Raw genomic sequence first — 21,389 nt, 5'->3', positions numbered from 1 at the left:
CATTTTATTTTAAGGTGAAACTATGGAAATAGTTCAAATTATAACTTTTATTGCAATTACAATTATTACAAGTACTATTTTTATTTAATTAATTTATTATCAAACGGTGATTACTTGGCACGAACTAAAAAAACTAAATCTAATGAAGAATATACTCCTAATAAAGAAGATAAAAAGAAATTATTAAGGATATTTCACAGTATGTCTGTAGATAATCAACATAAAGACTTACTAACCACTAAAAGAGTTATTAAAAAAGGAAATAAAAAACAGCTTGATGAATGGAAAAAGAATCCGAAAGCGTATGATATTAGGGGGGTCGATACACAACCGCCCGAACTAATGAATAAAAGATTATTTTATACTCATAAATATGTTGGTGAGCCAAAACTCCAAGCAATGCAGGGTAAAAAGGATGGTAGATATGGATATTTTGAATGGAACAATGATATAAAAGAAGTTCCAAAACAGGGATTTATACATATTAATAAAAATATTGATGATGTAGAATTTGAAAAAACTTTTGCTCACGAATTAGGACACGCTTATGATAGGAATATAAAATCAAATTACATATCCGATGGGAATTATCTTTTTGGAAAAATAGGAAATAATCCATTAAAATTAAGAAATGAAGTAATTAAAATAACTAAAAAGATATATCCCTATACTTGTGAAAATAATAAAAGTTATAAAAAAAGGAAGGATGAAAGAGACTACCGACAATCTAATGAAGAAATATTTGCAGACTGGTTTGGTACATTATTAATTAATAAAAATAAAATAAAAAAAGGTAAATCATTTTATAATATTTTTAAAAATCAAGAAAAAGATTTTATTAAAGGGTTAAAAGAAGTGGATAAAAAAGTTACAAGTAAATATATTAAAACTCCCTCAAAAGTTAAATCAAAAGGTAAAAATAGTAAAAATAATAGAAATACTACTAAGAAAAAATGAGGGATTTTATGGATGAGGAAAAAAGAAAATGTATAAAAAAACTTAAAGATTTATTTATTGAAGAATCAGATGCAGAATTTAAAAAAAAATATGGGATGACTCGTGATGAGTTTGAAAAGTTGGAAAGTACTGAAATACGTTATTGAATAAAATATTTTATACATTTATTTTTTAATTATATTAAAATTTATTATAATTTTTTTAGTACCAATAACGACCGTTATTGGGAATATTTTTATTTTATAAATTATTGTTATTTTTTGTTTAAAAATCAGTTCCAAAACTCGTGCCAAAATCAAAGTATTTTTAGTAAATAATTTTATGAGTTTTGGGAATCTTTTTTATTTTATTTTTTTAATTAATGGGTGAGTAAATGAAAATTGGTTATGCAAGAGTTTCAACCAAGGAACAGAATATTGAAAAGTATATTGAAGAACTTAAAAAAGTAGGTTGTGAAAAAATCTATTTTGAAAAGATTTCTGGAGGTAAATCAGAACGTCCAGAATTCAATAAAATGATGGAAACTATTAGGGAGAATGATATTGTTGTAGTTTCTGATTTAACTCGTTTATCTCGTAGTATGAAAGATTTAATTACTACGATGGAGCTTTTTAAATCAAAAGGTGTTCAATTAAAAAGTTTAAAAGAAGCTTGGATTGATACAACAACTGCACAGGGTGAGTTAATGTTTAATATATTTTCCGCTTTGGCAGAATTTGAACGTAAATTAATAAAAGAAAGAACTAAAAACGGTTTAGATGTTGCACGTTCACGTGGTAGAGTTGGGGGTCGTCCGAAGGTTGATTTAGGTAAGGTAGAAATGGCCATTAAACTTTATAATTCGGGTGAATGTACATTAAAAGAAATAAAAGAGATTACTGGGGTAAGTAAAACTACTTTGTATAGATATTTGGAAAAATAATAAAAAGAAAGATACATTTTAGTTATATAAAGGGTCCTACAATAGACCTTAAAATGATGACAATTATAGCCAATAACCAAAAAATATAAACTACCAATGAAATTGCAAATATAATAATACCTTCAATAGAAAATAGTATTAAAAATATATAAATCAAATATTTAACAATTGTATGTCTTTTTGATGCAAAATTGTAAAGACCTTCTATGTTAGATGTATAACGCTTAATAATACTATAAGTAAACCCTTTATCAAATTTATTAGATTCTTCAGTCATATTAAAACCTCTTTTTAATTAATATTAATTATTTTTAACATAATATTAATGGAAAAATAAGGTAGTTGCTACGTGATATACCACATATACTCCAACTAATATGGATATTGTAGTTATTATGATATTGTTAATTTTATTTTGCATATTATCACTTAAATTTTAGGTAATTTGGGGTTTTTTCTTCCATCACCAGTTAATAACTTGTTTCTAAATCCTTTCGCTGTTTTAGGTCCATCTAATGGACTTTTAGGTTTTTTTATAGTAGGTCTTTTAGGTTCTTTCATTTTATCCCCTCTTTTAATGATAAATAATAAAAAAGTGTTGTAACATATATTAATTAATTTCGAAATAATCCCAATAGAAAGAGTTTTATATAATAAGTTAGAATTAAAAATATAATGAGGATAGGAACCCAACAATTAGCAATAAAAAATATTTAAAATTTAAATTAAGATTTATAAAAAAGATGAAATTATTTTTTTACATTTATGTTTTTAGAGTTTGTAACTATTACGCTTTCAGTTCCTACGTTATTATATGAATTTGAAATAGAACTATTTTTATTATCTGATAAATCGTCATCATCAGCGTTTGAAACGGCTATTTTTATATCTTGATTATCGTCTAATAGCTCGCCAATTTCATAAAGTTTAAGTGCAGTTTTACCTTTTTTAGTTAATTTAAAATATGAATAGGGCATACTATCGCCTTTTAATATTCTTCTTTTAGATAGTATGCCATTTTTAACCAATAATGAAAGTACTTTACTTAGATTACTTCCATCTACCCCTAATAATTCTTGAATTTGTCCCCAATACATTTCTTCATTATCATTTATTAAATATAAAATTTCTTTGACACTTTTTTTAGTCAATATTTTTAATAACAAATTAATCCCTCAAATAATCCTTAATACTATATTTTTCGTACTAATAATATTTAACAAATTATTGTTATTTTAATCAATTCATTTGATTATTTAACAATTAATGGTATTTTTTAGAAAGTTATATATAGGACGTATAATTAAACATATAATTAGTGGTAAAATATAACCATTAATTTGTTAAAAATAACAAATATATAAAAGGTGAAAAAATGGCAAGTACATCAAAAATTGATGCTAACGTTTACTGGGGAGTAATTGCTCAACACGGTAATTCTGCAAGATTTTCAATGCCAAAATCTGAAATTGATAAAGAAGCGATTTTAATCGTATTACCTGATAATCAATACCTTAAAGATAGAATTATCGAGTCTTTAGTTGAAAAAGAACCCGAAGAGGCTTAAAATGGTAATAATAACAAAAGAGAGACTTATAAAACCAAGGGGCAACGGGGCAGAAATTGCAATATCTCGTAAATATTTAGGTAAATTAGGCATAGGAATTATTTTAGAAGATGAAAACGAACTTAAAAAGTTAAAAAATGACTTAATAAACTTAGGTTATGAATTGGAGGTTTAAAATGATTTACAATTATAAAACTGAAGATGAAGGAGTTATAAAAGCAGTTGAAGAGAATAAAAAACTTGATAATGAGTTTTTAGGAAATATAAATTACGTAATTAAAAAGCACTTAAAAGGATTGGTTCCAAAGCACGTGAAACCAGATGTATACAAAATATTTAGCCAATGGTGTTGGCACGGATTTAGAGTATATAATAATGATTTCACGTGTCCAGATGGCTTTAAAATAGAAAATGATATGTTAGTAGCTACAACTGAAGAAACCAAAAAAGAATTAAAAAAGATAGAAAATTCAATCCCATCAAATGAAGAAAAAGAAAAGAATTATAAAGATGCAAATATTCCCGAAGACTTAGTATACGAACAAACTATCCTCATTGAAGACGGCGTTTATTATTTTAGAGTACCTAAAAAGTTAGACGACAGGTTTTTTAAGATTTACAAATCGGAAATAGTTGCAGTAGGAAAAAGATTAGGAATAAAGGTGAGGTAATGAAAAAGCTTGAACAAAGGGAAGAAGAAATTAATAAAATTATTATAAAAGCTATTAAATTTAGTAAAAGGGCAAATTTAGAAGTTAACGTATCTCAAAAAGGGGAAATAACTACAATAGACTTCTTAAAAGATAGTATTTTAATAAATACGATAAAACTCTGTAAATGGTTCCCTATAACAGTAATTAGCTACCCTGACAATGACGAACCGATGTGGGAAGTCCAAGAAGTAGCTACAAATAATGTAAAAGGTTGGAGTATTGATAGCTTAGCGTTATTTACAGAAGAACCGCAAGAGGTGGCTGAAAATGATAAAACGATATAAAGTAATAGAAGGTTCAGAATCTCAAAAATTGTTAACAGAACATGTATCTAAGAAGTTACGAGTAGGAAGAGAATTAGTAAAATTTGTAGAAAAATATTTGCCACAAATTCCTAAACAAGAAATTGATATGAAAATAAATGATTTTATGAACACTTTTTCAGTTTATGCGCTGAATATTAATGATACAAAACCTGAAGGCTGGGTTTGGTATGAAAATACTTACGATATTAGACCTTCAAAATATGAAAAGGAAATGTACGACGAATGGTGCAAAATCCCACGAATTACCCAAGAAGAAGTTAATTTATTAGCTAAAAATTTAGGGATTCATTTAGAAATGGGTAGTAACTTTGGTTATAAATCTAACTCAAAAAATGAAGTTATCGAGTTAATTGTATCAACAAACGATGTAAATAATAGCGATTTTATTTTAGAGGCTTAATATGATTGTAGATACTGTAATAGAGTATAAGGAATCGGAACAGGATTTTATAGATTATTTAGATTTAGAAGATGATGAAGATTACAAAGAATTTCAAGAAAGCGTTAAAGAAACGATAAAAAGGGAAATATTTACCCAATATTCAAAAGAAGAACTTAAAATATTTGATATTATTGTTTCAAAACGTGATATACTCATTAAAGCAAATAAAAAGCTACAATTACAGAATAGGGTATGTAATAACTGAATAATTAATTAAAATTTACAAAAATTAACAATTTATTAATATATTTTTTTAATCTTGGGAGATAGTATGAAAGAGGTAAAACGATTAATCGCATTCAATAGAAACGAACAGTATAATATCGAGGAATACGTGGAAAGATACAAATATGAACGTGAACTTGACGGTATTGCTAAAAGCACACTTCAAATCGATGTAACTAAACTAAAAGTATTCCTTAGGTATTGTAACTTAACATTAAAACGAAAACCTGAAAATCTAACAAAATTAGATTTTGGAAAGTTCTTTATGTATTTATCAAATGAACGAAAGATTGCTAAAAATACAGAAATAAGGTATTATAACCTTTTAGTGATGTTTTACAAAGTTATGAAGTTTGATAACTTTGAAGAATTTGAAACAGAGTGTAAAGAACGTAAACGGTTTAAAAAGTTCGATAAGAAGCATTACGATTATGTAACTACTCAAGATATGGACTTAATATTCCAAAAACTCTATAATAAAAATAATTACACCCAGGATAGGGATGCAGTTCTTCTAAGAACTTTATGGGATACTGGATGCAGAGTTTCAGAAATTCTCAATAGTAGACTGAAAGATTACGATAGTAAAAATGGAGTAATTGTAATAACTAAATCCAAGAACTACACCGAAAGAAGGGTAATATTAGCAAATGATACCAAAGAAGCTTTAAACTATATTATTACAAAGAATAGAAATAAAAATGATAATGATTACTTATTTCAGAAGCTTAACGGTGAGCAAATAAATAGAAATGCAATATATCGAGTTTTTAACGCTTGTGTTAAGGAACTGAAGGCAGAAGGTAAACTTGCTAAAAATAGGAGAATTGTGTTACATTCCATAAGACACGGTTGTTGTGTAAATCTACTAACGAAAGGGGTTAATTTAGATGAAGTAAGTAGATATATGGGACATAATAGGGTAGAAACTACAATGATTTACGCACACAATCGAGAAAGGACAAATGAAAGTTTAAATAATATAAAAAATATCTTATAGGGGTAATATGGGTAAAAAAGAAAGAAAAATAGAATTAAGCAATACAGTTAATGTATTCTTCAGGTCTGTGTTTGATGTAGCATCTAAAAATATAGATGAAGATAAGTTTATAGAACTTAGAGCGTTTAATAGCAATGGTAAACCAGTTCAAAAATATTTTAAATATCCTAATGAATTACCAAAGTTTTTAGCGGAAAGTGTTACACTTAATAATTTAATGAGTGTATATTATGGTATTGGATTGAGAAAAGAACATAAAGGTACTAAGGACGCTACATTTGATAATATATCCATAATACCTATTGATATAGATGTTTTAAAAGATGTTCTTAATTATGGAGACCCTAAAAAAGATGAAAAGTTTTTAGAAAAAGATATTACTAAGATAACTGACTTGGAAGCTCACAAGTTAGTTGAAGACTATTATAAAAATTTAAATTTACCCATAAAGCCAACTTTCTCATTCTTTACAGGTCACGGAATACAATTATATTATTTATTGGAAAATTCAATTACTGAAGAAGAACTGTTAAAGTTTAAGAAACTTATTGAATTTGATAACAAAAATAACTATATTGTGAATGGAGATTCTAACATTTATGATTTAGCAAGAGTTTTAAGAATCCCATTCAGCGATAATAAAAAATATATTTCTAAAAAAGGAAGAGTTTTAGAGATAAACGACGTTAAATATGATTATAATGCTGTTATTAATCAGTTTAAGAATTATGTAAACTATAAAGATAATGTTTTAAATGAAAACTATGAAGAAAGAGATTTTAAATCCATTGAAGAGATAAACTGGGATTATGTACCACCGTGTGTTAAAAAAGCTTTAGAGCTTAGAAAAAATGGAGAAGCTAATCGAGATATACAATTATTTCTAAGAGCTTTCTTTATGATGATATTTAATCAAGTGCAAGGAGAAGACGTTTCAAAGACTTTAAGCATATTTAAAGAGTACTCAAATAACTTTAATGAGGATTTGACACTAAGAAGTTTAGAAGAGTGGTTCAATAGTAGACGAGCTCCAACAAATTGTATGAATTGTCCAATACAAGAGTGTTCAACCTGTTGGTTAGCAAATAAGAAAAAAGGAAATCCTTTAAAAGCTTACTACGTAAAAAAGATAAATGCAGAAGAAAAGAGCGTCGATGAATTAGAAGCTTTAATGTTGGGAAACGTTGGTAAGTTAGAAATGGAATGCTTCAGAGGAATTTACAATATTAATAAAGAAACTGAGAGAAGAACCAATAGTGATGGTGAAGAAATAGTAAGAACAAGGTCATTAGCTTACTTTACAAAACCAAAATTAGTTAATAAACACTTCTTTGACTTGCACGATGTACTGAAGGGGAAAGAGTTGGAAATAAATAAGGAATTTATAGACATTTTTGACGATTACGCATTTTATGATTTTGTTGAAGTTGCAAAAAGTGGAAATGGTGGACATCAAAAATATCTTTATGAATACGATTTAATTTACAAATGGATTCTCAAAAAGTTTGAAGTAGACGAATGCAAGAAAGTTACTAAATCGTATGGGTATTTTGATAAAAGTCATATCATTCTACCTAATGAATGGGAATTACCACGTAAAACAGCTATGTTGCATTATAAAAGGGACTTTATTAAACTATTTAATGAAAAATATACTGAAGAGGATATTAAAGACATTGTAAAACATTTGAAACTTTACTTACAAGACGATGTAAGTAAATGGATTCTTGAATATACAATGGCTTCAGTATTTAGATACTATTTTTTATCAAATAGAAAAATAGATATGTTCCCCAACTTGATAGTGACAGGTCTTCATGCACAGGGTAAGTCTGCAAGAGTTCGTTTATTATTTAGCAAATTATTATTAAATTCAGAATATCAATATGGGGAAGCAGTTACACAAGGAACAGGTATAAGATTAGAAGAAGAACAGTGGGTAAATTTACCGATGTTATTTGATGAATTAAAAGAGATTCCTAAAAAGTTAGAAGGTATGATTAAAAGAATTGGAACTGGTGCTGAAGATGTTACTCAAAGATATAGAAGAGATGGAGAATGGAACGGTTCTTCAGTCATAAGACCATTATTAATAACAACTAATGATTTAAATGTTAATGATATGGCTTTAATATCACGTTGTATTATTGTAGATATCGATGATATTAAGACCGTTAATACAATAGACGAATACAGATGGTTATATGATAAAATCCATCTATTGGGTAGATGGATTTATGATAATTTAGGAATGATTGGCGAGCAAATCGAGAATTTAAAATTCTCAGGTGATAGGGAAAAAGCCAAAGAAAATGTAATTAAAATAGGTAGAGCAATTTTAGGAGCAGTATTCCATAACTTTGGTGAATCATACATACAAAGTTCAGACTATCCAGTTGAAAATTATTCAGCAGTCAATACACCAGATAAAGCAATTAGAAAATGTATTATTGAAAGTGTAAGAAGAAACATAAAATATACGATAAATGGACAAACCTATGATATATATGACGTAATGTACGACCCAGAACCAACTGTAAAATCAAATATAGAAAAACAGCTTAGAGCTCACGGTATGGATTTAAAAGAAAGGGATGGGGCAATATACTTGGTATTATCAAAAGATGCTTATGATATTTTAGATATTGATAAATACAATGTTGCTGAAGTTGGTAAATTAAAAGCTTACTGGGATTATAAAACTACTGCAATAAAAGGACGAGGAAAAGTAAAAGCAATATGGATGCCACTACAAAAAGCAGAACCTAAAAATAAACATAGTAAGAATATTGAAGTAGAATATAATGATACAACAGTAACAGTGTACGAAACAATTTTAGAAAATGTAGATGAAAATGACAATGTGAAAATAGATATTATTATAGAAAAAGTAAAAGAATATATTCAGATTGAAGATAATGAAGTATTACTTGCAATAAAGAACCTGAACTATAAAAGTTATATCTCACAACCAAGAGTTGGAGAAGTTCATGTATGCATCAAATAATTATTTATTTTTTTTTAAAAAAATAATATATCAATACATTTAAATGTATTTTTAATAATAGGGTATTTTTAGAGGATATGTTAAAGTTACCAAGTTACCAAGTTACCATAAAATAGCTAAAATATATTTTTATCAAAAAGTCAAAAATTCCAGGTTACCAGGTTACCATTTATATTATATTATTATATTATTAATATATTAATTATATCTCTATTATATGTCTTTATTTTAGTAACTTGTATAGTAACTTAGATAGTAACCTACCAAGTTACTTTTTTACTTTTCGTCATACTAATCGTTAATTATTCACATTTATTATTATTTTTGTTAATAATATTCTTATAGGAGTATGCAAGAAAAATGGTAACTTCGCCAAGTTACCTTTAGGTTACCATTTTATTTTTTATATTTACGCTTATTTTTTTGATTACCCTATTATATGTCTTCCTTTTTGAGTATTATTTTTTTGGTAACTTGGTAACCTGAGATTTTATACACACAAACATTTTGCAGACCTATAAATTTACACTTTTGAAGTAAGTTCTTCACCCAATATTGTAGTTATACTCCGACAGTTATACAGTAATAATATATAATGTTAATTTTAAAATATTATTATTCTAAAGAGGTGATATATCATGATCTCAGATGATCAATTAAAAACGTGGAGTAATACTGGTGCATTAGAAAAATCTGAACGTACGTATAGCCATATCCAAAATATTATAACTAATAATTACGATAAATCAGAACTAGATAATAAGAAACTTGATATATTTTTACAAGGTTCTTATGCTAATCACACTAATATTCGTGAAAATAGCGATATTGATGTAGTAGTGATGCTAAAAGACGTATGGCATGCAGATATATCTAAATTATCATATTTCGATAAAGAAGTATATAATAACAATACTGGTCAATCCTCAATAGGAGCTGTTGATTTAAAAAATACATTAAAAACTATTTTTTTGAATAAAAGTATACCTATAAAAGAAGGAAATAAATGCTTAAAACTAACTTTACCAGATCATTATCTAAATGTAGATATCGTACCGTGTATAGAATATAGAGTATATAAAAAATGTTCTAAAGATTATCCCCATAACCCAAATAATTTTATTGAAGGTATTTGTATTACGGACCTTAGTGGCAATAAGGTTATTAATTATCCTAAACTACATAAACAAAACGGTGGGGAGAAAAATCAAGATGTTATTGGGAAAAATTATAAACAAATAGTTAGGATTTTCAAAAATGTAAATTATAAAATATTGGAACCTCAAAATCAAAATGTACCTTCATATTTTATAGAATGTTTATTATCTAATGTCCCAGATTCTAACTTTAAGAGTGATTTAACAACTACATTCTACAATTGTATTACTTGGTTACATGATTTAGATTCTAAAGATATTAGTAATTTAAAAAGTCAAAATGGAATTACTCAATTAATTGGTAATAGTTATAAAGATTCTACAGTTTGGGATGCTGAAGACTGTAAAAACTTTATAAATAATATTTATAACCAAGTTACAAAAAAGGTGTAATATGCATAATTACGGATTATCTAACAATATACGTGCTCAAGTTAATTTTTACATAGTTATTGCTAGTGTAATTAGCAGTTATATTTTAAATGAATTTGTACAATATATAATAGGATCGTGGGATATACCATGTCTTACAGTAGTTGTATCTTTAGCCCTAGTTTATAAGATTTATTCTTGGTTATGGAATAATCATATTTGGAAATATAAAATAGTAAGTAAAATTACTAATATACCTAATTTTACAGGGGTATGGAAAGGAAATGGTATATCCTCTTATGAAGAAAATGGTTCTCGTAAAGAATATAGTATAAATATTGAGATAAATCAAAATTTTAATGATATATCTATCCATTTAAGAGCTAATGACTCAGAATCGGAAAGTACTTTTGCATATGTTCGAAATGAAGATATACTTCATAAAGTTCTTTACTATGGTTATAAAAATAAAAGACATGATTTAAAAGATATGCAATTTCATGACGGTACTACTACTTTAAAAATAATTTCAGAAAATAAGATTGAAGGTTTTTATTATACTTCCCGAGAACCTCAAACTAAGGGATATTTTAATTTAAAAAAAATATATTAAATTTACTAGTTTTATTTTTTCTTATAAGACATAAAAGTGAGAACTTCGTCTTAATCCCGTTGCACTGTCGTGAACTTTTCCGAAAACGAAAAATGTAAAATGCCTTTTAAATCCAATAATAAACCTAATATAGTCTTATTTCTTATATGAAAAACGGAATAGTTACAAAAATTATCCCGTTAATTTCTTAAAAATCACAAAAATTTAAACTTCTAAAAATCCTTTAAAACAGAAAAAACGCGGAGACCGCGATTTGAACGCGGGTTGAGCAGAGCTCAACGGGATTAGCAGGCAAGAAATGACGCTTTTTTAACAATATATCAACAATTTACACAAGCACTATAAATTTTAAAAAGCTGTAATTCGGGTTTATATGCTTTTAGTATGCTATTTATTATTAGTATTAATTCGGGGGTACCTATGAATAGCGATAACAAAAAAAAGACCTATAGATTAAATGAAGAGGATACCAATAAATTAAAGTTTATAAAAACAGCTTTAAAAGCTTCTTCATACAATGAAACTATTAAGTTTATGATTAGTCAATTTTACGAAGTATTAGAATATGAAAAAGCAGAAAATAAATTAATCGGGTTAAACAATGGCATATAAACAAGTTAACAAATATAAACGGAGATTTAGGAAAAAAGAAGAACCGGAAGAGATACAAGAAATTAAAGAAATTCCGGAAGAAGTTCCAAAAGTCGAATATATCGAAGAAGAACCGGAAGAAATAGAAGAAATTAAAAACGATAATAACAACTTGGATTTATTAGATTTGGAAGAAATCGCAGAATTAACACGAACCGAAGAAATTAAAGAAATTCCGGAAGAAGTTCCAAAAGTCGAATATATCGAAGAAGAACCGGAAGAAATAGAAGAATTTAACGAATTACCTAATATAAACATAGAATTAGATAGCGTGATGGTTTTATTATCGTATGTACTAACGGTTTATATCTATTATCGTTTAAAAAGCTTAGAAAAAGCAAATAAATTGGCTCAAGAGATAGAAAACGAAAATAAAAAAATATTGGAGCGAATAGCTGAAAAGTTAAAACTATTAATTGATAAATATAGCCAACGTTCAAAACTAATAAATGGAATGGCTTCAAATCTTCAAGAAATAGTTTTTTTAATGGATTTAATAACATTTATGACTAATATAGAAACTAAAATCCAAAATGAAATTAAAGAACCGGAACCAGTTCCACAGGTCTTGGAAGTTCCAACAGTAGAACCGGAACCAAATAATAAAAATTTATCATTAAAAGAACAATTACAAGCATATAAGGGGTGCGACTATGAGCAAAATAGTATACATTGAGTATGACGAAGAAAAAGGAACGAAAGAAGTTAAAAAACAGTTTGCAGAAGAAGAAGTTAAGGACTTTATGGAGGTTGGCGACTCTGTTGTTAATATGTTTGAGTCAATGGGGGTATTTTCTAAATTTACAGGAGCGGGCAATATTGGAGATATTATTAATTTTATTAAACAGCTTTTAAAAACTTCTAAATCTATTAACATAGTGGCGATTAAATAATGGTATCACATACCGCAGTTATCGGAAGAACCGGAACCGGTAAAACTTACTACTTAAAACAACAATTAAAAAAATTTGATAAACTCAATGTAAAATGTTTAGTAATGGATATAGAGGGAGATTTTACAGGAATTAAAAGAACTAACCTTAAAAACCTAAAAGAAGACTTTAAACGGCATAATGTTTTAAGGGTGCAAGGTTCCGAAGAGAAAGAAAAACAAAATATGATTTATGATTTTGTGTTTAAAAATCTTAAAAATATAATATTTGTTATTGATGAAATAAATAGCCAAGGTGGAAGAGAAAAGAGTTTAAACCCAAGTTTAGAACGCCTTTTTATTCGAGGGCGTAAAAGAGGTATTAAAATAATTGTAGCAGGTCAAAGGGCTTCTTTAATCTCAAAAACTATATTATCCTCTTGTACAATTCATGTACTTAAAAAACAAGGTTGGGAAAACGACTATAAAGTTTATAACCAACTAAATAAACACGTATCAGACTTAATAAAAGACTCTAAAAATAAATACGTTACCACCGTTTTAAAGGACGGAATTTTATATAAATTATATGACTAATCTATTTTTTTATTTTAAATTATTTTAATTTTATATTTTTATTAAATTATTTTTTATTTTTAAATTTAAAAAGCTGTAATTCCGGTTTATATTCTTTTACTTTCATAATACTATCTTAGTTACGTAACTGAAAACTAAAACACAATAAAACACGGTGGAAACATGAACAAAGACTTAATAATAGCTGTATTCGTAGGAATGGTATTAGCATTAATTGTATATAATAAAGTTCTTGCGGGTAAATTGTAAATTTTTAAATTTAAATTTTAAATTTTTTAGGTGGAAACATGGATAAAAAAACTGTAAAAAAATTATTAAACATAACGTCTGGTAAGCAGGTCATGGGGCAAAAGTTAACGAAAGAACTTAAAAAAATTGATTTGCCAACTGAACACGTTATCGATAAAATAGTATTATTAGTAAGATGTAAGTTAAAAGCTACGGCTAATAAAACGGTTAAAATCGAAGAAATCGGTAAAATATTTTCCCAATTTAACGTATTAAGTGATAACGCTATTTCACATTATGCGGTAGGAATGAACGACATTTTAAAAATCAACCACTATATGAATAGGGGTAAAAATTTAAGCGTAAATGGTACGGTTTCGCTTGATGATACATTTACAATCGGTACAACTGAAACAACGTTCGAAACTCTATTACTTTTAGATTGTGGGGATATCTTAGCATTTAAAAAACAAGCTTTGGAGTTAAATGTTGATTATGATTTGGGAGCTATTGACGGGGTCACGGTTTCAGATATTGAAATAACTGTTACATTGGATAAAGATAAATTCGAAACGATGAACGATTATTATTTTAAATATGGTACTGGTTTAGATGTTTATGTAGAACCAAAAGTGACGGTTTTCACGTCTAATTTATCAGAAAATACAAATTTAGACGATACACAAGCTTTTCCAATTGGTAACATATTAGATAAATTAATCTGTACCTTTGTAGATACAACAGGGGCAAGAAGCGACGGTATTAACTCAGAAATAGCCGTCAGGGATACAGTCAACTCTATTGAATATTATAAACAAGATTACCTAACTATGAAATATCTTGACGCAGTGGAACATGATATAAAACCACTTTTGGGTGTTGTAATAATTGATATGGAGAGCGAAATAACTAACCAATCGTTAGGATTTAAGGAATATCTTTATACTAAGGACCAATTCCAAATAGCGACACATAACAAAACAAACGGCAAATTAAGAGTTATTAGAATTGAGCATATGGCTACTCCAAAAGCTAAACAAGTGTTAGAGTCTGAAAAGTTAACCGCCGAAGCTACAAACGATTAAAGGTGATATTATGTTTAGTATCTCTTTATTAAGCAAACAACTTGGAAACGCCATCAATCAAGGTTCGAGAATTATCGCACGTAATCCAAATTTAATAAGAAATGGGGCTTTAGTTGGGGGCGGTGCTGTTGGTACTATTGCGGGTCAAAGTTTGTATAGTCAAATGACCGAAGCAGTTAATCCAATTGACCAAGAGGGCAATATTAACCCAATGGGTATTATTATCATTTTGGTAATCGTAGCGGTGGTTATGTACTTATTAAGGAGGGGATAATATGCCACTTCCCATTCTCCCATTGATTATGGCACTTACTGCGGTGGGTGGAACTGCGGGCGGTTTAGGCTTGCAATGGCTCGGAAACGAAGACCAGAAAAAACAACAGGAAGAAACACGAAAACAACTTTTAGAATATCAGAAAAAACAACAAAATAAGAATTTATTATTACTATTCGGGGCTTTGGTGCTTTTATTTGTAATTTTAATTATTATTAAAAGGAGAGGATAAAAATGGGATATGTTCCGCCAAGTTTTGGCAGATGTACAAGCGGTAGTATAAAAAGCTCGTCAAGTTCAAAAGATAAAAAGACTTCTTCCGGCTCTTCCTCTTCTTCAAGCTCTGGAAATTCTAAAAGTAAAAATAAAACAAGTAATAAAACAAGTTCCTCAAGTAATAATTTAAGTTTTAAAACCCTTAATGATAAAAAAACGTGGGCGTCAGGTGGTAAATTAGGCTATGACCCTACAACGTCCGCAAGTAGTAAAACAGGTTGGAAAAACAGCACATCAGGAAGTTATACCAACCCGAACCCTACAAAGTCGTCAAGCTCTTCCGGAAGTTCTAAATTAGACGTATTTTTCAATGTAGATACTAATAAAAAATCTAACAATAATTTAGATAAATTGTACAATATAAATACAAATACTTCTAAGCAAAATATTAGTGCATATGCGCCTATGGCTGTATTAAATGCTGATGGTTCAGTATCTACAACCACAAAACAAGCTCAATCAAATGACTGGTTAGGCAATGCTATTGGGGCTTTATCTTATGTTTCGCCGGTAGCAATGCTTACTAAAAATGCGGGAGCTATTGCAAATACGGCAGGTTCTTTAATTGACACAGGGGTAAAAACTGCTATGTCTGTACTTCCGTATGTCTCCCCAGTAGCGATGGCGGGAAGTAGTGCGTTAGGTCTTGCAAATACTTTAATGAATGGCTCAAAAGTGTCAAATAGCGACGGAATGACAGCAAACGAGCGAAACGTTACAAAACCACCTACGCCCAATAATATTTTTGAAGGAGCGAATCAAAAATTATATGAAGAATTATTTAAAGTACCTGATTGGCTTAATCCTTGGAGTGGCGGGGGAAACACGACACCGACACAACCCGAACAGCCGAACCCTTGGGAATGGTTAACGGGTGGCGGTTCTGATAGTTCCGATTATGGAGGTTCAGGGGGTGGGGGCGGTGGTTATGGATACGACCCATACCAACCCCAAGACTCAACAATACCCCAAGTAGAACCACAAGAAGACCCAACAAAAAAATACATAATGTACGGGGCGGGTCTCTTGTTGTTGGTGGGTGGGGTCTACTACTTCACTAATAACAAGAAAAAGAAATCAAAATAAAATAATTTATTTTTTACTTATTTTTTTAAAACAAATAAAACACGGTGGGAATATGTACAATATTAATAAAACTATAATATCTAATTTTATGCTTATAGTATCTAACGTTTATGACTTCATATTTGTTAAAAAAGACATTGATAGTCTTAAAAATGAGGATAAAGAAATTAAAGAAGATATAAAAGATATTAGACACGAGATAAAAGAGATTAGAAAAGAATTACAGAAAAATAACGAAGATAATAAAAAGACTTTAAAAGAAGATTTGCAAATTATGGAATCTCGAATAATGCACAATTTAGAATTAATACTTACTAAAAATAAATGAGGTGTTAAAAGATGTTAACAGGCTCAACGAGTGATTTAAGCAATATTAACCCTTTGGATAACGTAGAGGGATGTTTTATATATTGCCCAGCAAAAGAAACGGCAAGAGTACGGGACTATTTAAATAATAAGCAATATCAGTATAAAGAAAGTCCGGCTATTTACGCAGAGTTTACGGAATTCATTTTAATGAACATAAATTATCGAGATTGGATAAACTTAAAACGTGAATTAGCAAGCGACCAAATGCCAACCAGCTCCGTAAATGATAGAATGAGTTTAAGCCCTACTATTATGGAAGTTCCAGAACTTGGCGACCTTTCGGTTATTAAAGTGCAAGGATTGGAGGGTTCAACGTATAAACCATTTACTATGTACGCCGGTAAGCTTAATGTATATGATAGTTCTTTGATTGATAAAGTAAATGATTTAAAAACAGCTAACGCAAGTAATACATTCAATGTATTAACTAATTTAAGCGAAATAAAAACAGCAATTAATGAGAAACAATTTACCGCAGATTTAGCAAGCATAACGGTAGATAACACGGACGTAATAAATGTACTTAACAATATTGTTACTTTATTAAATAATATTGCAGAAACTCAACAAAATATATTAAGTAAAATACCTACATTAGAGAGCATATAAGGGGGTTTAAGATATGTTAAAACTAACTTTTAGCGACGGGTTTATAACTATCCCAACAAGTGAGGAAATAAACACGTTAAACACCGAACTAAACAATATTAATAATAACATTGAAACACTTAATACAAAAATTACAACATTGGAAGCGTCGACAGGAGACCCCGACGCACTTAATACAATTAATACAGAAATAGCGACAATAAACGATAAATTAACAATTTTAGAAGAAAATAACGGTATAACAACTAAAATAATAGGAATAGTGGAGGGGTTAAAATGATTATAAATAAATATAAACGTGTATCTTGTGAAGAAATAACACTTAATGAAATTTCATTTATTGCACAAGATGGAGCATACCCTACCGACATATTATGTTTAAGGGGTTCCGGTTCTGTTTATAGTGGCTCTAAGACTACACAAACGAGTACATTAAGTTTACCATACGATGGAACCATTACAGATATTAGTACATTAACACAAGATACTATTAATTTAATATATTTAAACAGTCAAGGGGGCACTATAACAATATATAAAGACGGTACACAAGTTTATACGAATACAGCACCCACAGCGGGTTTATATATTATATTAGAGCAGGGAAATTATACAGCTACGTTTAATTACGATGGGGCAAGGGATTTAATTAAATGGGATACTTCAAATTGGATTAAAACAGACCTTACGGAAAACTCGGCAAAAACAATAAATTATTTAGTGGGTCATAACATTAGCGTTTATGCCATCGGAACGTTTAGAAAAGAGATAGGCACGGCAATAACTGCTAATACGGATATAGTGAGCTTTGTGGATGTGGTAGAATGATATATTATAATTATGAACTTGAAAAATATCAAAAATTAAATGAAGACGGGACTATAACGGACTATGTACCAGAACCGGCGGAAGAGGTTCAAGAATGATAAAAATAGTTAAATATGTATTCAATGATAAAAAGAAAGCTAAAACAGAGAGTAAAAAGAGTACTAAACCTAAAAAGAGTACTAAAAAAGTTAAGAAAACAAAACAAACAAAATTAATATAATTTATTTATCTTTTTTTTAGTAAATTTTGCTGAAGGTAAATACTGAAGGTAAATACTGAAGGTAAATACTGAAGGTAAATACTGAAGGTAAATACTGAAGGTAAATACTGAAGGTAAAAATAATATTAATTTAAAATTTATTTATCTTTTTTTTTAGAATTTAATTTAATATAATTATAAAAATTATAATTATAATAATTATTGAAATGTTAAATTATTTTCTACATTTTCATTTTTAGAATTAGTAATATTAATGTTATTGTTTGAATTTTTATTTTTATTATTTGGTTGAGGTTCCTTAGAATTTTTACGTTTATTTTTTCTTTTCATTTCATTTTCTATTGAATTTAAAACCTCGTATACTTCCAGTATTCGCACACCTAAAGGAGTTATGCTATAATACATTTTTGGGAGTATCCGCTCGTCTTCCTCATCTTTTCTTTTATCAATTAATTTAGCATCATATAGGAGCTTTAAAAGTCTGCTTAAACTCCCATGTTGTATAAATAATCTATCGGATATTTCGGAAAAATAAAGTTCTCCCTCTTGATTTAATAAACATAAAATTTCCTTAACATTTGTTTTAAATAATAACCGTGATAGCTCCATATTTTCACCTATTCTATATATTATACCTTATCTTTTTATTAACATAAATATTAGTACAATAATTTTTGTGGTATTATTAATTTATCCTATATAAATTTTGGATAACACACAAAAAAGATACTTATTTATAATACTATTTCTAAAATGTTTAAACATACATAAGGTGTAGTAAAATTTTTAACACACATTTATGTTAGTTAATTAAAAGGTGATAACATACAAGTTAGTAAAATTAAAAAAACCGTTAAAAAATGGGGAAATAGCGGAGGTGTAGCAGTTCCCAAGGGTTTTATAGGAAAATCCGTTCTAATTCAGGTCGTAGAACTTGAAAACAACGAAATTAAAAAGAAGTTCAAAAAAGTTAACATTAAGCGAAATAGTCCCAAATATGAAAGATTTATAAAAAGAGGTTAAAAAATGAGTAATAATCACGGTTGTAAGCTTAAAATTCAAGACCATAAAATTATAGTATTATTTGCTATGTTAAGCTTTATTTATGCAAATTTAAAAAAAGAGGTTAAAAAATGAAAATAACCGCAAATTGTACAATAAATGACAAAACACCAGCAGAATATTTAAAAGAATATTTAGGTAAAAAGGATAATATCGATGTACCAATCGTTCATACGCTTAAAACTAATCCTAACAGGTTTAAAAGTCTTAAAGAGGCTTTAAAATACTATTTACGTAAACAGTATGTAAAGGATTTAAAATTTATAAAATTAATAAAAGAGGTTAAAAAATGATTAAAATACCTAACGGACACCACGTTATTTATAATTATGAATTTGAAGACGGAATAACCGCAGATATTAGCGTATTGGTTGAAAATAACCAAGTTGTGGATATGGATATATTAAAAATTGTAAATTATGGTGACTATAAGCCAGATATGCCAAATTTAGCAACAATGGAATACGGAACATACGCATTTTGTGACTTTGAAAACTACAGGGGTTAAAAAATGAAGGTAGAAAAACCGCCTTCTTTTGAGTGTTTTATGAAAAATACCGCCTTAGGTCGTAGTATTTTATCATTGTTAGATTATTACGGCTTAGAATATAATTTTAAAAGTAAAGAATTAAAAGAGGCTAAAAAATGAAAGGATTTAAAATAAATGAAGAATTTGAAAACGCTTTCAAATCCGAAGAAGAACCGGAAAAATATTTAAAAAAACAAGATTTAGAAGTTGAAAAACTTAGAAATTCATTTATAGACTTTTTAAGCATATTGTACAATTCTAAGCTTGATACAGATGTTAAAAGTTCAGAACTAAGCACATTTAACGATATATTATTTATGCTAATGATGAATTCTAAATTTAAAAAAACAGAAATAAAAAACGCTATAAGCTCAATATACGAAACAGAGGCATAAAATGAAAGCTAAAAGACTATTGAACCCCGAACCAGTACAAGAAATGTACAAAATGGTACAATTTAATTCAGAACATAAAAACTGGAGTAATGAAGTATCAGGACTAAAAAACAACACAATAAGAGAATTTAAAGAAAATGAGAACGATATAAGGTTTAAAGTATTAGATGATTTTATGATGGGCGAATACGATAAACAAGGTTTATTTATTCGTATCGTGGATAAAGAAACAGTACAATACTTTGAAAGAAAAATAACCGACGTATCAACCTTATACACATCTAACGCCGATAAACTCTATATAATAAGCTGGGAACCTAAAAAGGAGGATTAAACAATGGAGAATATATTTAATAATAGATTTTATGCCCTATTTATAATACTTTTGTTTTTATGGCTTGGCGGTAAAATAATAACTCAAATATGGGGCGTTGGCTTAAATTCGAATGATATAATTGTAGTTTGTACTTTGGCAATCGTATCAATCTTAGACGATATAAAAAACGCGTTAAATAACAAATTAACAATTTAATAACTAATTTTTCAAAAAAATAAAAAAAGTAAAACAAGCTTTTCCGATTTATAGTCTATTAAATGTACTATAAATAGTTTGTTTTACACTTTGGTGTAACAATGATTTCAGTAGAAGAACCTACCCAACATACAACCATCAACAATGAACTTGCAGAATTTGGAGAAGATGCAAACATAGTAATAAGTATATTAAAACTTTGTAAAAATAAAAATTTTTTAGCACAGGGACTATATGACGCTTTCATAAATAACAAAAAATACGATAAATCATACTCAACGCTTAACAGATTGATTTTAAAATTAGAAAATAAAGGTTATATACAGCGCGCCCCGCTACGCGGTTACCTCACGACACAAGAAGGCATAACCCTTTTACTTGATAACTGCGATAGCACAAGTGCGACGTTACAAAAAAGTAATAACAATAACAAATTTACGGGCTTCAATGATAAAAGAAACTGGACATTCAAGAAA

The 21,389-nt window shown here is 28.3% G+C and carries 38 protein-coding genes; 34 read left to right on the top strand and 4 right to left on the bottom strand.

Annotated features, from left to right (window positions below; translation table 11 throughout):
• The first annotated feature begins 114 nt into the window (after window positions 1-114).
• From J3E06_RS07175 to J3E06_RS07165, 3 genes are all read left to right on the top strand, one after another.
• The gene (locus J3E06_RS07175) at window positions 115-957 is read left to right on the top strand and encodes a hypothetical protein (RefSeq protein ID WP_013179871.1); all 843 of its coding nucleotides are present in this window, start codon (window positions 115-117) and stop codon (window positions 955-957) included.
• An 8-nt stretch (window positions 958-965) separates the two neighbouring features.
• On the top strand, window positions 966-1,103 hold the full coding sequence (locus J3E06_RS07170) for a hypothetical protein (RefSeq protein ID WP_013179870.1): 138 nt from the start codon (window positions 966-968) through the stop codon (window positions 1,101-1,103).
• Window positions 1,104-1,330: 227 nt separating this feature from the next.
• Window positions 1,331-1,879: a recombinase family protein gene (locus tag J3E06_RS07165; RefSeq protein ID WP_013179869.1), complete on the top strand. Its 549-nt coding sequence runs from the start codon at window positions 1,331-1,333 to the stop codon at window positions 1,877-1,879.
• Between the two features lie 22 nt (window positions 1,880-1,901).
• Here J3E06_RS07165 and J3E06_RS07160 read toward each other — a convergent pair whose 3' ends face one another.
• The 3 genes from J3E06_RS07160 to J3E06_RS07150 all read right to left on the bottom strand — a co-directional run bounded on the left by J3E06_RS07160 (window position 1,902) and on the right by J3E06_RS07150 (window position 3,045).
• Complete coding sequence (locus J3E06_RS07160; protein ID WP_013179868.1) at window positions 1,902-2,156, bottom strand: hypothetical protein; 255 nt, start codon at window positions 2,154-2,156, stop codon at window positions 1,902-1,904.
• A 152-nt stretch (window positions 2,157-2,308) separates the two neighbouring features.
• Window positions 2,309-2,440, bottom strand: coding sequence for a hypothetical protein (locus tag J3E06_RS07155; protein WP_013179867.1), 132 nt, complete (start codon window positions 2,438-2,440; stop codon window positions 2,309-2,311).
• A gap of 188 nt (window positions 2,441-2,628) precedes the next feature.
• Complete coding sequence (locus tag J3E06_RS07150; RefSeq protein WP_013179866.1) at window positions 2,629-3,045, bottom strand: ArsR family transcriptional regulator; 417 nt, start codon at window positions 3,043-3,045, stop codon at window positions 2,629-2,631.
• 209 nt (window positions 3,046-3,254) lie between these two features.
• Here J3E06_RS07150 and J3E06_RS07145 point away from each other — a divergent pair, with 209 nt between their 5' ends.
• From J3E06_RS07145 to J3E06_RS07035, 23 genes are all read left to right on the top strand, one after another.
• Window positions 3,255-3,446, top strand: a complete 192-nt coding sequence (locus J3E06_RS07145) for a DUF2080 family transposase-associated protein (RefSeq protein WP_013179865.1) — start codon at window positions 3,255-3,257, stop codon at window positions 3,444-3,446.
• 1 nt (window position 3,447) lies between these two features.
• Complete coding sequence (locus tag J3E06_RS07140; RefSeq protein WP_013179864.1) at window positions 3,448-3,621, top strand: DUF2080 family transposase-associated protein; 174 nt, start codon at window positions 3,448-3,450, stop codon at window positions 3,619-3,621.
• A 1-nt stretch (window position 3,622) separates the two neighbouring features.
• On the top strand, window positions 3,623-4,117 hold the full coding sequence (locus tag J3E06_RS07135) for a hypothetical protein (protein WP_013179863.1): 495 nt from the start codon (window positions 3,623-3,625) through the stop codon (window positions 4,115-4,117).
• On the top strand, window positions 4,117-4,443 hold the full coding sequence (locus J3E06_RS07130; RefSeq protein WP_013179862.1) for a hypothetical protein: 327 nt from the start codon (window positions 4,117-4,119) through the stop codon (window positions 4,441-4,443). The genes J3E06_RS07135 and J3E06_RS07130 overlap by 1 nt, the downstream gene beginning before the upstream one ends.
• On the top strand, window positions 4,427-4,885 hold the full coding sequence (locus J3E06_RS07125) for a hypothetical protein (RefSeq protein ID WP_013179861.1): 459 nt from the start codon (window positions 4,427-4,429) through the stop codon (window positions 4,883-4,885). Before J3E06_RS07130 ends, J3E06_RS07125 begins: the two co-directional genes overlap by 17 nt.
• 1 nt (window position 4,886) lies before the next feature.
• Window positions 4,887-5,132, top strand: coding sequence for a hypothetical protein (locus J3E06_RS07120; RefSeq protein ID WP_013179860.1), 246 nt, complete (start codon window positions 4,887-4,889; stop codon window positions 5,130-5,132).
• A gap of 66 nt (window positions 5,133-5,198) precedes the next feature.
• Window positions 5,199-6,152, top strand: a complete 954-nt coding sequence (locus J3E06_RS07115) for a tyrosine-type recombinase/integrase (protein ID WP_013179859.1) — start codon at window positions 5,199-5,201, stop codon at window positions 6,150-6,152.
• A gap of 7 nt (window positions 6,153-6,159) precedes the next feature.
• Complete coding sequence (locus tag J3E06_RS07110) at window positions 6,160-9,159, top strand: hypothetical protein (RefSeq protein WP_013179858.1); 3,000 nt, start codon at window positions 6,160-6,162, stop codon at window positions 9,157-9,159.
• Between the two features lie 638 nt (window positions 9,160-9,797).
• Window positions 9,798-10,709, top strand: a complete 912-nt coding sequence (locus J3E06_RS07105; RefSeq protein WP_013179857.1) for a nucleotidyltransferase — start codon at window positions 9,798-9,800, stop codon at window positions 10,707-10,709.
• A 1-nt stretch (window position 10,710) separates the two neighbouring features.
• The gene (locus tag J3E06_RS07100; RefSeq protein ID WP_013179856.1) at window positions 10,711-11,301 is read left to right on the top strand and encodes a hypothetical protein; all 591 of its coding nucleotides are present in this window, start codon (window positions 10,711-10,713) and stop codon (window positions 11,299-11,301) included.
• Between the two features lie 420 nt (window positions 11,302-11,721).
• A complete protein-coding gene (locus J3E06_RS07095; RefSeq protein WP_013179855.1) occupies window positions 11,722-11,913 on the top strand; it encodes a hypothetical protein in 192 nt (63 codons plus the stop codon).
• The gene (locus J3E06_RS07090; RefSeq protein ID WP_013179854.1) at window positions 11,903-12,628 is read left to right on the top strand and encodes a hypothetical protein; all 726 of its coding nucleotides are present in this window, start codon (window positions 11,903-11,905) and stop codon (window positions 12,626-12,628) included. The genes J3E06_RS07095 and J3E06_RS07090 overlap by 11 nt, the downstream gene beginning before the upstream one ends.
• Complete coding sequence (locus J3E06_RS07085; protein WP_013179853.1) at window positions 12,606-12,845, top strand: hypothetical protein; 240 nt, start codon at window positions 12,606-12,608, stop codon at window positions 12,843-12,845. The genes J3E06_RS07090 and J3E06_RS07085 overlap by 23 nt, the downstream gene beginning before the upstream one ends.
• A complete protein-coding gene (locus tag J3E06_RS07080) occupies window positions 12,845-13,420 on the top strand; it encodes an ATP-binding protein (RefSeq protein WP_013179852.1) in 576 nt (191 codons plus the stop codon). The genes J3E06_RS07085 and J3E06_RS07080 overlap by 1 nt, the downstream gene beginning before the upstream one ends.
• Before the next feature lie 287 nt (window positions 13,421-13,707).
• Window positions 13,708-14,733: a hypothetical protein gene (locus J3E06_RS07075; RefSeq protein WP_013179851.1), complete on the top strand. Its 1,026-nt coding sequence runs from the start codon at window positions 13,708-13,710 to the stop codon at window positions 14,731-14,733.
• 10 nt (window positions 14,734-14,743) lie between these two features.
• On the top strand, window positions 14,744-15,007 hold the full coding sequence (locus tag J3E06_RS07070) for a hypothetical protein (protein WP_013179850.1): 264 nt from the start codon (window positions 14,744-14,746) through the stop codon (window positions 15,005-15,007).
• A gap of 1 nt (window position 15,008) precedes the next feature.
• Window positions 15,009-15,239 carry a hypothetical protein gene (locus J3E06_RS07065; RefSeq protein ID WP_013179849.1) on the top strand — a complete coding sequence of 77 codons (231 nt, stop codon included), beginning with the start codon at window positions 15,009-15,011 and terminating at the stop codon, window positions 15,237-15,239.
• 2 nt (window positions 15,240-15,241) lie between these two features.
• Window positions 15,242-16,369, top strand: coding sequence for a hypothetical protein (locus tag J3E06_RS07060; protein ID WP_013179848.1), 1,128 nt, complete (start codon window positions 15,242-15,244; stop codon window positions 16,367-16,369).
• Window positions 16,370-16,421: 52 nt separating this feature from the next.
• Window positions 16,422-16,697, top strand: a complete 276-nt coding sequence (locus J3E06_RS07055; protein WP_013179847.1) for a hypothetical protein — start codon at window positions 16,422-16,424, stop codon at window positions 16,695-16,697.
• Window positions 16,698-16,708: 11 nt separating this feature from the next.
• The gene (locus J3E06_RS07050; RefSeq protein ID WP_013179846.1) at window positions 16,709-17,347 is read left to right on the top strand and encodes a hypothetical protein; all 639 of its coding nucleotides are present in this window, start codon (window positions 16,709-16,711) and stop codon (window positions 17,345-17,347) included.
• A gap of 13 nt (window positions 17,348-17,360) precedes the next feature.
• On the top strand, window positions 17,361-17,627 hold the full coding sequence (locus tag J3E06_RS07045) for a hypothetical protein (protein WP_013179845.1): 267 nt from the start codon (window positions 17,361-17,363) through the stop codon (window positions 17,625-17,627).
• Window positions 17,624-18,175: a hypothetical protein gene (locus J3E06_RS07040; RefSeq protein WP_013179844.1), complete on the top strand. Its 552-nt coding sequence runs from the start codon at window positions 17,624-17,626 to the stop codon at window positions 18,173-18,175. The genes J3E06_RS07045 and J3E06_RS07040 overlap by 4 nt, the downstream gene beginning before the upstream one ends.
• A gap of 94 nt (window positions 18,176-18,269) precedes the next feature.
• Window positions 18,270-18,395 carry a hypothetical protein gene (locus J3E06_RS07035; protein WP_013179842.1) on the top strand — a complete coding sequence of 42 codons (126 nt, stop codon included), beginning with the start codon at window positions 18,270-18,272 and terminating at the stop codon, window positions 18,393-18,395.
• Between the two features lie 198 nt (window positions 18,396-18,593).
• Here J3E06_RS07035 and J3E06_RS07030 read toward each other — a convergent pair whose 3' ends face one another.
• On the bottom strand, window positions 18,594-19,004 hold the full coding sequence (locus tag J3E06_RS07030) for a MarR family winged helix-turn-helix transcriptional regulator (RefSeq protein ID WP_013179841.1): 411 nt from the start codon (window positions 19,002-19,004) through the stop codon (window positions 18,594-18,596).
• Between the two features lie 216 nt (window positions 19,005-19,220).
• Here J3E06_RS07030 and J3E06_RS08520 point away from each other — a divergent pair, with 216 nt between their 5' ends.
• The 8 genes from J3E06_RS08520 to J3E06_RS06995 all read left to right on the top strand — a co-directional run.
• A complete protein-coding gene (locus tag J3E06_RS08520) occupies window positions 19,221-19,418 on the top strand; it encodes a DUF2080 family transposase-associated protein (RefSeq protein ID WP_083807451.1) in 198 nt (65 codons plus the stop codon).
• A 110-nt stretch (window positions 19,419-19,528) separates the two neighbouring features.
• A complete protein-coding gene (locus J3E06_RS07025) occupies window positions 19,529-19,750 on the top strand; it encodes a hypothetical protein (RefSeq protein WP_013179839.1) in 222 nt (73 codons plus the stop codon).
• Window positions 19,747-19,965 (top strand): hypothetical protein, encoded by a 219-nt coding sequence (locus J3E06_RS07020; RefSeq protein WP_013179838.1) that lies wholly within the window; start codon window positions 19,747-19,749, stop codon window positions 19,963-19,965. Before J3E06_RS07025 ends, J3E06_RS07020 begins: the two co-directional genes overlap by 4 nt.
• A gap of 3 nt (window positions 19,966-19,968) precedes the next feature.
• A complete protein-coding gene (locus J3E06_RS07015) occupies window positions 19,969-20,106 on the top strand; it encodes a hypothetical protein (RefSeq protein ID WP_013179837.1) in 138 nt (45 codons plus the stop codon).
• The gene (locus tag J3E06_RS07010; protein WP_013179836.1) at window positions 20,103-20,381 is read left to right on the top strand and encodes a hypothetical protein; all 279 of its coding nucleotides are present in this window, start codon (window positions 20,103-20,105) and stop codon (window positions 20,379-20,381) included. The genes J3E06_RS07015 and J3E06_RS07010 overlap by 4 nt, the downstream gene beginning before the upstream one ends.
• A gap of 1 nt (window position 20,382) precedes the next feature.
• Entirely contained in the window at window positions 20,383-20,715 is a 333-nt protein-coding gene (locus tag J3E06_RS07005) for a hypothetical protein (RefSeq protein ID WP_013179835.1), read from the top strand.
• Window positions 20,716-20,718: 3 nt separating this feature from the next.
• Window positions 20,719-20,913 carry a hypothetical protein gene (locus tag J3E06_RS07000; RefSeq protein WP_013179834.1) on the top strand — a complete coding sequence of 65 codons (195 nt, stop codon included), beginning with the start codon at window positions 20,719-20,721 and terminating at the stop codon, window positions 20,911-20,913.
• Between the two features lie 101 nt (window positions 20,914-21,014).
• The coding region (locus tag J3E06_RS06995) for a hypothetical protein (RefSeq protein ID WP_259164858.1) at window positions 21,015-21,389 on the top strand (375 nt) is incomplete at its 3' end.

This window comes from Methanococcus voltae, from assembly GCF_024807655.1.
Taxonomy (GTDB): Archaea; AGJL01; Methanococci; order Methanococcales; family Methanococcaceae; genus Methanococcus; species Methanococcus voltae_D.
This window is presented reverse-complemented; position numbering and strand designations above follow the sequence as displayed.

Bases quoted from the DNA above. Each gene is read 5' to 3' on its own strand.
- J3E06_RS07130 (WP_013179862.1), top strand. From the start codon at position 4,117: ATGAAAAAGCTTGAACAAAGGGAAGAAGAAATTAATAAAATTATTATA.
- J3E06_RS07005 (WP_013179835.1), top strand. From the start codon at position 20,383: ATGAAAGCTAAAAGACTATTGAACCCCGAACCAGTACAAGAAATGTAC.
- J3E06_RS07080 (WP_013179852.1), top strand. From the start codon at position 12,845: ATGGTATCACATACCGCAGTTATCGGAAGAACCGGAACCGGTAAAACT.
- J3E06_RS07135 (WP_013179863.1), top strand. From the start codon at position 3,623: ATGATTTACAATTATAAAACTGAAGATGAAGGAGTTATAAAAGCAGTT.
- J3E06_RS07100 (WP_013179856.1), top strand. From the start codon at position 10,711: ATGCATAATTACGGATTATCTAACAATATACGTGCTCAAGTTAATTTT.
- J3E06_RS07060 (WP_013179848.1), top strand. From the start codon at position 15,242: ATGGGATATGTTCCGCCAAGTTTTGGCAGATGTACAAGCGGTAGTATA.
- J3E06_RS07090 (WP_013179854.1), top strand. From the start codon at position 11,903: ATGGCATATAAACAAGTTAACAAATATAAACGGAGATTTAGGAAAAAA.
- J3E06_RS07040 (WP_013179844.1), top strand. From the start codon at position 17,624: ATGATTATAAATAAATATAAACGTGTATCTTGTGAAGAAATAACACTT.
- J3E06_RS07145 (WP_013179865.1), top strand. From the start codon at position 3,255: ATGGCAAGTACATCAAAAATTGATGCTAACGTTTACTGGGGAGTAATT.
- J3E06_RS07025 (WP_013179839.1), top strand. From the start codon at position 19,529: ATGAAAATAACCGCAAATTGTACAATAAATGACAAAACACCAGCAGAA.
- J3E06_RS07065 (WP_013179849.1), top strand. From the start codon at position 15,009: ATGCCACTTCCCATTCTCCCATTGATTATGGCACTTACTGCGGTGGGT.
- J3E06_RS07115 (WP_013179859.1), top strand. From the start codon at position 5,199: ATGAAAGAGGTAAAACGATTAATCGCATTCAATAGAAACGAACAGTAT.
- J3E06_RS07035 (WP_013179842.1), top strand. From the start codon at position 18,270: ATGATAAAAATAGTTAAATATGTATTCAATGATAAAAAGAAAGCTAAA.
- J3E06_RS07155 (WP_013179867.1), bottom strand. From the start codon at position 2,440: ATGAAAGAACCTAAAAGACCTACTATAAAAAAACCTAAAAGTCCATTA.
- J3E06_RS07055 (WP_013179847.1), top strand. From the start codon at position 16,422: ATGTACAATATTAATAAAACTATAATATCTAATTTTATGCTTATAGTA.
- J3E06_RS07075 (WP_013179851.1), top strand. From the start codon at position 13,708: ATGGATAAAAAAACTGTAAAAAAATTATTAAACATAACGTCTGGTAAG.
- J3E06_RS07165 (WP_013179869.1), top strand. From the start codon at position 1,331: ATGAAAATTGGTTATGCAAGAGTTTCAACCAAGGAACAGAATATTGAA.
- J3E06_RS07070 (WP_013179850.1), top strand. From the start codon at position 14,744: ATGTTTAGTATCTCTTTATTAAGCAAACAACTTGGAAACGCCATCAAT.
- J3E06_RS07110 (WP_013179858.1), top strand. From the start codon at position 6,160: ATGGGTAAAAAAGAAAGAAAAATAGAATTAAGCAATACAGTTAATGTA.
- J3E06_RS07015 (WP_013179837.1), top strand. From the start codon at position 19,969: ATGAAGGTAGAAAAACCGCCTTCTTTTGAGTGTTTTATGAAAAATACC.
- J3E06_RS07010 (WP_013179836.1), top strand. From the start codon at position 20,103: ATGAAAGGATTTAAAATAAATGAAGAATTTGAAAACGCTTTCAAATCC.
- J3E06_RS07045 (WP_013179845.1), top strand. From the start codon at position 17,361: ATGTTAAAACTAACTTTTAGCGACGGGTTTATAACTATCCCAACAAGT.
- J3E06_RS07140 (WP_013179864.1), top strand. From the start codon at position 3,448: ATGGTAATAATAACAAAAGAGAGACTTATAAAACCAAGGGGCAACGGG.
- J3E06_RS07160 (WP_013179868.1), bottom strand. From the start codon at position 2,156: ATGACTGAAGAATCTAATAAATTTGATAAAGGGTTTACTTATAGTATT.
- J3E06_RS07085 (WP_013179853.1), top strand. From the start codon at position 12,606: ATGAGCAAAATAGTATACATTGAGTATGACGAAGAAAAAGGAACGAAA.
- J3E06_RS07050 (WP_013179846.1), top strand. From the start codon at position 16,709: ATGTTAACAGGCTCAACGAGTGATTTAAGCAATATTAACCCTTTGGAT.
- J3E06_RS07105 (WP_013179857.1), top strand. From the start codon at position 9,798: ATGATCTCAGATGATCAATTAAAAACGTGGAGTAATACTGGTGCATTA.
- J3E06_RS07095 (WP_013179855.1), top strand. From the start codon at position 11,722: ATGAATAGCGATAACAAAAAAAAGACCTATAGATTAAATGAAGAGGAT.
- J3E06_RS07125 (WP_013179861.1), top strand. From the start codon at position 4,427: ATGATAAAACGATATAAAGTAATAGAAGGTTCAGAATCTCAAAAATTG.
- J3E06_RS07000 (WP_013179834.1), top strand. From the start codon at position 20,719: ATGGAGAATATATTTAATAATAGATTTTATGCCCTATTTATAATACTT.
- J3E06_RS07030 (WP_013179841.1), bottom strand. From the start codon at position 19,004: ATGGAGCTATCACGGTTATTATTTAAAACAAATGTTAAGGAAATTTTA.
- J3E06_RS07170 (WP_013179870.1), top strand. From the start codon at position 966: ATGGATGAGGAAAAAAGAAAATGTATAAAAAAACTTAAAGATTTATTT.
- J3E06_RS07020 (WP_013179838.1), top strand. From the start codon at position 19,747: ATGATTAAAATACCTAACGGACACCACGTTATTTATAATTATGAATTT.
- J3E06_RS07120 (WP_013179860.1), top strand. From the start codon at position 4,887: ATGATTGTAGATACTGTAATAGAGTATAAGGAATCGGAACAGGATTTT.